6 protein-coding genes are annotated in these 7,146 nt (G+C 59.1%); 4 read left to right on the forward strand and 2 right to left on the reverse strand.

Annotation, left to right across the window (positions count from 1 at the left end; translation table 11 throughout):
• Positions 1-19: 19 nt before the first annotated feature.
• The 3 genes from P9254_RS28350 to P9254_RS28360 all read left to right on the forward strand — a co-directional run bounded on the left by P9254_RS28350 (position 20) and on the right by P9254_RS28360 (position 3,425).
• Positions 20-1,621, forward strand: coding sequence for an SDR family oxidoreductase (locus P9254_RS28350; RefSeq protein ID WP_063169384.1), 1,602 nt, complete (start codon positions 20-22; stop codon positions 1,619-1,621).
• Positions 1,622-1,759: 138 nt separating this feature from the next.
• Positions 1,760-2,812, forward strand: a complete 1,053-nt coding sequence (locus P9254_RS28355; RefSeq protein WP_063169383.1) for an LLM class flavin-dependent oxidoreductase — start codon at positions 1,760-1,762, stop codon at positions 2,810-2,812.
• Entirely contained in the window at positions 2,799-3,425 is a 627-nt protein-coding gene (locus P9254_RS28360; protein WP_063169382.1) for a nitrogen fixation protein NifQ, read from the forward strand. The genes P9254_RS28355 and P9254_RS28360 overlap by 14 nt, the downstream gene beginning before the upstream one ends.
• Here the strand turns inward: P9254_RS28360 and rpoN are convergent.
• A complete protein-coding gene (rpoN, locus tag P9254_RS28365; protein ID WP_063169381.1) occupies positions 3,422-4,855 on the reverse strand; it encodes an RNA polymerase factor sigma-54 in 1,434 nt (477 codons plus the stop codon). The two genes, P9254_RS28360 and rpoN, sit on opposite strands and share 4 nt — an antisense overlap.
• A gap of 68 nt (positions 4,856-4,923) precedes the next feature.
• Positions 4,924-5,457, reverse strand: a complete 534-nt coding sequence (locus P9254_RS28370) for a peroxiredoxin (RefSeq protein WP_063169380.1) — start codon at positions 5,455-5,457, stop codon at positions 4,924-4,926.
• Positions 5,458-6,630: 1,173 nt separating this feature from the next.
• Between P9254_RS28370 and P9254_RS28375 the strand changes: the two genes are divergently transcribed.
• The gene (locus P9254_RS28375; RefSeq protein WP_199489650.1) at positions 6,631-6,903 is read left to right on the forward strand and encodes a hypothetical protein; all 273 of its coding nucleotides are present in this window, start codon (positions 6,631-6,633) and stop codon (positions 6,901-6,903) included.
• Positions 6,904-7,146: the final 243 nt, after the last annotated feature.

Here is a 7,146-nt window from a genome sequence, read left to right on the forward strand (position 1 = left end):
TCATCGTGGAGAAGCTCTCGTGAAACTGGCAGCACGCACCGTAATCATCACAGGCGCTGCGGGCGGGATCGGCCGTGCCCTGGTCGATATCCTTGCCGCGGACGGAGACACTGTAGTTGCGGTGGACCTTCCGGGCAGTGGTGTGGTTGAACTGGCTCGGGATCTCGGGTCGCCGCACGTCGGTCTGGAGTGCGATGTGTCGCGAGAGAAGGACATGCTCTCACTTTTCGGCCAGGTCGAAGCACGGTTCGCGCAAATCGATGTCCTCATCAACAATGCGGCGGTTGGACCCACGATGGATAGGATCATCGACACCGCTGTCGATACCTTCCGACGCGGCGTGACAGTGAACCTTATTGGGCCATTCGTTATGGCCCGGGAAGCGGCGCGGCGCATGAAGCCGGGCGGTGCGATCGTCAATGTGGCTTCGATGGCGGGCGTGGTCGGCAATCCCAGGCGCAACGCCTACGCAGCCTCGAAAGCTGGCGTGATCTCGTTGACAAAGTCCCTTGCATGCGAGTGGGCTATGCGAGGAATCCGCGTCACGGCGGTGGCGCCGGGCTCCGTCCGCACCCCAATGGTCACAGAACTGGCACGCGCTGGCAAAATGGACCTCGCGGCGATACGCCGCCGCGTGCCGATGGGGCGCTTGGCTCGCCCCGACGAGATCGCCAGGGTCGTGCGTTTTCTGAGCAGCACGCAGGCGCGCTACATCACCGGCTCGGTGCTGGCAGTCGACGGAGGCTGGATGTCATTCAACCAGCCGGGGGATGCTCACCCGCCGGTGGATGGTGCGCTCCAAGCCGAGCTCTCCTGTCCGGCCGAATGCACAGATGCGCGAATCGTGCTCGTCACCGGTGGCGCAAAAAGCATTGGCGCGGCCGTCGCTCGCCGCTTTGCCGCGAACGGCGACACCGTCGTGATTGCTGATAAAGATGGCACTGCAGCGGCAGAGCTGGCTACATCGCTCCCCGGCAAGCATCTGGCGAAATCGCTGGACGTGGCCGTCGAGAGCGATGTGGTGTCGATGTTCGAAGAACTGAGGGGACGCTTCGGGTATATCGATGTTCTGGTCAATAGTGCTGATACCGCCGACAGGATTGTGCCTGCGATCGAGCAACTGTCGAAACAGCTCGAACACGTCCTGGATGTCAACCTTACCGGCGCCTTCACCTGCGCGCGCGAAGCGATCAAGGCTATGCGCCCGGGCGGCGTGATCCTCAATCTCGGGTCGATCGACAGCTTTCTGCCGTTCGCGCCGCGCCATGCCTACGGCGCCTCCAAGGCGGGGATGGATATGCTGACCCGTTGCATGGCGGCCGAACTCGGGCCGGTCGGAATTCGGACAGCCACCGTCGCTCCTGGCCACATCCGCACGCCCGCACTTGCTCAGTTGGCCAAAGCCGGCCGCATCGACCTGACAGCAATCGGACGACGCATCCCCATGGGCAGGATGGGACGGCCAGAAGACGTCGCAGATGCATCGTTCTTCCTTGCTTCGTCTGACGCCTCATACATCAACGGCTCGATCCTCTACGTGGACGGCGGCTGGACCTCGTTCGGTGATGCGGGAAACGCCAGCGAGCTCTATGACGAATGTTTTGCGGAGGCCGCAGGTTAATTGCCAGGCCTTCGCAGGGCGACCGGCCGAGCATTATGAAGCCTCGGCTCCACGACGCACCTGAGGTGCTTGAGATCCAAGCATGCGCATGCCGAGCACATTCCCGGTCGGCTGACGTGTCTATAACGAGGAGAAATCATGGAATTTGCCACTTTCATTCTGGCCGCCCAGCGTGGCTATCACCAATCCTCAGAAAGCGTCATCCGCAACTCCATCGAACAGGCCGTCGCTTCGGAGCAGGCTGGGTTCAACACCGCGTGGTTTGCTGAGCACCACTTCAACAATTACAGCCTCATACCATCCCCGCTGATGATGGTGGCGCACTGCGGCGGCTTGACAAGCACGATTCGCCTGGGCACTGCCGTCTGCGTGCTGCCGCTTTACCAACCGCAGCGCCTGCTGTCCGAGATCGGCTTCGCCGACATCGTTGCGAACGGCCGTCTCGAGCTCGGCGTAGGCTTGGGATACCAGCAGTTCGAGTTCGAACGGTTCGGCGTGGACATCGATGAGGCGCCGGCCGTCTTTTCGGAATACCTGGACATCATTCTCAAGGGCCTCAACCAAAACGTCTTCGAACACGACGGCCAGTATGAGAAGATCCCCCCAACAGCGATTTCGGTCCGCACAGTCCAGCAGCCGACGCCGCCTATCTGGATCGCTGGCGGAGCCGCACGGATGGCTCGGGCCTACCGCGAGGGGCACAATTTTTTTGTCACAGCCTTCCACGACGGCTTAGAGACTTTGACCACACTGCGTGAATCAGTCGAGAGGGCGGCGGCATCCGAGGAAAAGAACGTCACCGACGTCAAGATATCGCTGCTGCGCTGCTGCTATGCCAGCCACGACGAGTTGGAGATCAACAGCTATCTCGACAATGCCCGCTTCCAGCGCCGGCTTTCTGAAGCCCTGCATCAGCGTCGCCAACAGAGCCACGATGGCTACCTGCTGCAGGAGACACCGACCCAGCAGGATCTGTCCTTCGAGACCATGCGCAAAAATTTGCCGATTGGCAGCGTAAATCGCGTGATTGATCGCCTGCTGGAAGAGATCGATATCTTGAAACCGGACCAGATCGCAGTTCAGACTCAATTGGGCGACTTCGACCAAAAGACGATGCTGCGCCAGATCGAGCTCTGGGGCGACAAGATCATCCCTGCGGTCAACAAGGCGCTTTGTCATGCCGGAAGCTGAAGCCGGCCGTTACGATGATGGCTGCCTATCCAGCGCGCAATGGCGTGGGTCCGAGCTAGGGAGGAGCTTCGATCAGCATGTGCTGCCCTGCGTACATTCACGTTCGCTTGAGGAGGTCCAGGCGGGCGAGGTGTTGGCGACGGAGGGGACAGGCCTTTCGTCTGTCGAATTGCGTGATGTCTTGGCCGCAACTTTCCCGTCTACCTCCAGCAGCGTATTCGCTTTGGAGGAGTTGAGCGAGCCCGAGCCGGAACTGGAAGAGGAACTGCTACGCCGGCTGCTGCTAGCGCATGCTGCGCCGGCCGACCCGGCGAGCGCCCGCTTGGCCAAGATCATCGCCCGGCGTGCGATGCGCATGGACCATCTTTGGCGGGATCTTGGCCTCTCAAATCGCGCTGAGCTCAGCCGCCTGCTTGCCAGACATTTTCCCGCGCTGGCGGCAGGCAACACAGAAAACATGAAATGGAAAAAGTACTTTTACCGCAAGCTGTGTGAGGCCGAAGGCTTTTCGTCATGCACAGCACCCAGTTGCGGGGAATGCCATGACTTCGAAAGCTGCTTCGGCCCGGAGGAAGTTGAGAGTCGCCTCTCGCCGACCACGAATGTCGGTTAGTCACTTCGCTTGATCGCAGCTGCGGACAAACGCTTATCGCGGCGCCGTCGTATGGAGGAAGGGATGTTCATCGCCTCGCGATATTTGGTGACGGTACGGCGAGCGACATCGATGCCGGTCTCCTTGAGTTGAGCAACGATGTCTTCGTCGGAATGTACCTTGTCGAGCGATTCTTCGGCTATGATTGCCTTGATCCGATGGCAGACAGCTTTGGCGGAGTGCGCATCGCCGCCCTCGCAGGATGCGATTGGCGCAGCGAAAAAATACTTCAGCTCGAACACCCCGCGCGGAGTCAACATGTACCTGTTCGAAGTCACCCGGCTTACCGTCGACTCGTGCATGCCGATCTCGTCAGCGACATTTTTGAGACAGAGAGGCCGCAGATGGGCGGCGCCGTGTGTAAAAAAGGCATCCTGCTGGCGCACGATTTCGGTCGCAACCTTAAGGATCGTCTTAGCGCGCTGCTTGAGACTGCTGATCAGCCAGTTCCCTTTTTCCTGGCAATTGTCGAGAAACGCTTTGCCTTCCGGATTTTGCTTGGTCAGCTGCGAGATTTCGGCGACATAGGTGTGGTTGATCAACACTTTGGGCAGCGTGGCCGGATCAAGCTCCACCCGCCATCCACCTTCGGACTTGGGCATTACCCAGACGTCCGGTACGATGGTTTCCGGCGTCCCGGACTGGAACCGGTCTCCAGGCTTGGGATCGAGCGCGCGGATTTCGTTCCTCATGTCGAGGAGATCCTCCTCGTCGACTCCGCAACGCTGCTTCAATCCCTGAAAATCCCCCCGTGCAAGCATCTCGAGATTGGCGACCAAAGCTGCCATAGCCGGGTCGAACCGGTCTTGCTGGCGCAGCTGAATCTCCAGGCATTCGCTGAGAGTTCGCGCAAAAATGCCCGGCGGATCAAATTGCTGCAAGATTCCGATGACCCGTTCCACATCAGCTTGCCGAACGTTTAACGTCCTGGCCAGATCGAAAAGGTTTACCTGAAGATAGCCAGTGTCCTCCAGATGAGCGGCGAGCTGTCCGGCAATCAGCCGCTCCTGGGGGGTGAACGGGTTGAGGGCGACCTGGCGGGCGACATGGTCGTGCAATGTTTCGGTGTGGGCGGTAAACTCCTCGACGGCAGGTCGATCGTTGCCGCTACTGCGTTGCGACTTCCATTGCCCGCGCCCGCCAGACGGCCCGCCAATGGGCGATTCGCCGATTTCGCTTCTGCTTTGACTGCTCCGCTGATCCACCCCTGGCAGCGGCGAATCGTCGTCAAACGGGTCAGGCTTCAAAACGGGGTTCTTCTCGAGTGCCTGCTGCACGAGCTGATGGAGTTCAGTATGCGTCAATCGCAGCAAGCGAATAGCTTCAATGGCTTGAGGCGATAAGACCATACGTTGCTTCTGGCGTTGAAGCAGGCTTGCTGAGAGATGCATGTTGAACCGTGATCTGCCGAGGAGGCTCTAGTGTGTGCTTGGGTTGTGTGAGACTTTCCACTTCTGGGTCATGCCGCCGCCTTCAATTTGTCGAGAACGTTTTGCGGGGATGAAACGCCATAGGGGTCCGTCTCGCAGTTGTCACAGAAGCCTTCCTCCTCGAACCACTGCTCCACCACGCCATCGTCGATCAGAGCGGCGTATCGCCAGGAGCGCATGCCAAAGCCCAGATTGTCCTTCGCGACCAGCATGCCCATTTTGCGCGTGAACTCGCCCGACCCGTCTGGGATCAGCTCGATCTTCTGCAGCCCCAAGGACTTTCCCCACGCATTCATGACGAAAGCATCGTTGACCGAGACGCAGTAGATCGCGTCAATTCGCAGTTCCAGAAATTGATCATAGAGTTTTTCGAAATCGGGCAGTTGGAAGGTCGAGCAGGTCGGGGTGAAGGCGCCAGGCAGCGAGAACAGGATGATGCGCTTGCCCCCGAAATAATCGTCGGAGGTCTTGTTCTCCCACTGATAAGGATTTGGCCCCCCGATCGACTCATCGCGAACACGCGTGCGAAAGGTCACGAGAGGAACGTTCTTTCTATAGGTCATTGATTTGCTTCCAGGCCAAAGTGGTACGGTGCATTTTTCGGTTAAACTGAAGCGGCATCGACTTCGGTCGACAGTTCCGGCAGCCTCGCGCCTTGGCGTGGTTGCCTCGGACCGGTCTTGTGCAAGACCGCCCCCGAGCAGGCACGTTTAACGGCGACGAGCTTCCGCGGAGACGGGGAATTTTGCTCGCGTGCTTTATCGAGCTTTGAGAGGTAGGCATGGTCTGCAACCGTGATTTTGACTGCGTTCTATCGACCGAGTCGCAAGCGCCATGCCAATTGACCCGATGCCTTGGGTTCACTTCGGTTTTTGCAGCAACTTTCGTGTTGTGCAGTAATGCCGGTCGATATTATTGCTCAAGCAGCACTGGAAATTGGGTGCGACTCCGTTCGGCAAACCCGGCCTTTGTCCGAAGCCGGACACGAATGTCGGAAATAGCCAAACGCCAGGATCTGGGGCGGGTTAAGAAACGTTGCCGTGGGCACCGGCTTCAGCACAATTGCGCCACGCGAGCATGGCTCCCAGCGTCAATGCCGTGCAGCAGCGAGACGAAGTCACTGCAGAATATCAACCTCTGCGAAGTCGTTGAAACCCAGCATGTGCGAGCCGTTCGAGGCGCAGATCAAGGCATGCTCGAGGAAGAGCTCGTGCTCTCGGCAGCAAGTGTTGCGACGTCTGACAAGGATCGTCGCGCTTCAAGGAAAAGAACCTGAATGGTGCACGGCTTGTGAAGGCCGGCGCATGGAAATGGCTGGGCTGATCATCCTCCATGAGGGTTGAATGAAGAGCTGGCCCCTATCTCCCTCAGCTGCAACGGGGGGAGATAGGGCATGTCCGTCTATCGCGCTGGGTAACATTCCTCGGTGATGCAATAAGGGGGAGCAATTTCTCATTTCGGCAGACACGACCCAGCTCTCCTTTCATGCGCTGATTCCCCCAGGGGAAATCGCGACTCCAGGCTTCCTATGCAGCGAATCGCGGTGCTGTCCGATGTCCGACAATGTCGGATGCGGATCGTAGCTGGGCTAGATCCGTCACTTTGCCTCGATGGTTTCCCACTGGCCTTATATCTGCTTCGCCCAAATGCGGCGACATAACCTGTGCGGCATCTGTGAATGGATCGACTTCAATCGAGACCTCGGAGGTCCCGATGCGCGAAGGGAGCTTGCCGATATGACGGCCACCATAGCGAACCACGGTCCGGACGACGAGGGGACTTGGATCGGCGGGCCTGCGGCGCTGGGACACCACCGCCTGGCAATCATCGATATCCAGGGCGGCCGCCAGCCGAGGATGCTCCAGGGGGATGGCCGACCTGACTTGGTGCTCGTCTACACGGGTGAGACTTACAACTACCGCGAGCTGCGTCAACAGCTGGCCGGCCTAGTCCATCGCATGAACACGAGCAGTGACACCGAGGTGGTGCTGCACCGCCCCCGCGAGTAGGGCTCTTCGGCGGGTACACTTTTTTCACGAAATCCGTGAATGTTTCTCGCGACATCATCCCGCAATCGGTGGTGCAGCGGGTGAAGAGCCCGTATCCGGCTATCCAGAATGCCGCCTACGACAAAATACTACGTACGCGGTTCACTGTGATGCTGGACGACCTAGTTGTGGAGCTTCAACAGGTTGTCCTCGATCAGGGCGAGGCGACTGATAGGCGTTTTTGACTTTAGGCTGCCATGTGGA

Origin of the sequence: Mesorhizobium sp. WSM4983 (assembly GCF_029625765.1) — a bacterium.
In the GTDB taxonomy this organism is placed as follows: Bacteria; Pseudomonadota; Alphaproteobacteria; order Rhizobiales; family Rhizobiaceae; genus Mesorhizobium.

Excerpts from the sequence above, each read along its gene's own strand:
- P9254_RS28355 (WP_063169383.1), top strand. The coding sequence starts at position 1,760 with ATGGAATTTGCCACTTTCATTCTGGCCGCCCAGCGTGGCTATCACCAA.
- P9254_RS28360 (WP_063169382.1), top strand. The coding sequence starts at position 2,799 with ATGCCGGAAGCTGAAGCCGGCCGTTACGATGATGGCTGCCTATCCAGC.
- rpoN (WP_063169381.1), bottom strand. The coding sequence starts at position 4,855 with ATGCATCTCTCAGCAAGCCTGCTTCAACGCCAGAAGCAACGTATGGTC.
- P9254_RS28370 (WP_063169380.1), bottom strand. The coding sequence starts at position 5,457 with ATGACCTATAGAAAGAACGTTCCTCTCGTGACCTTTCGCACGCGTGTT.
- P9254_RS28375 (WP_199489650.1), top strand. The coding sequence starts at position 6,631 with ATGACGGCCACCATAGCGAACCACGGTCCGGACGACGAGGGGACTTGG.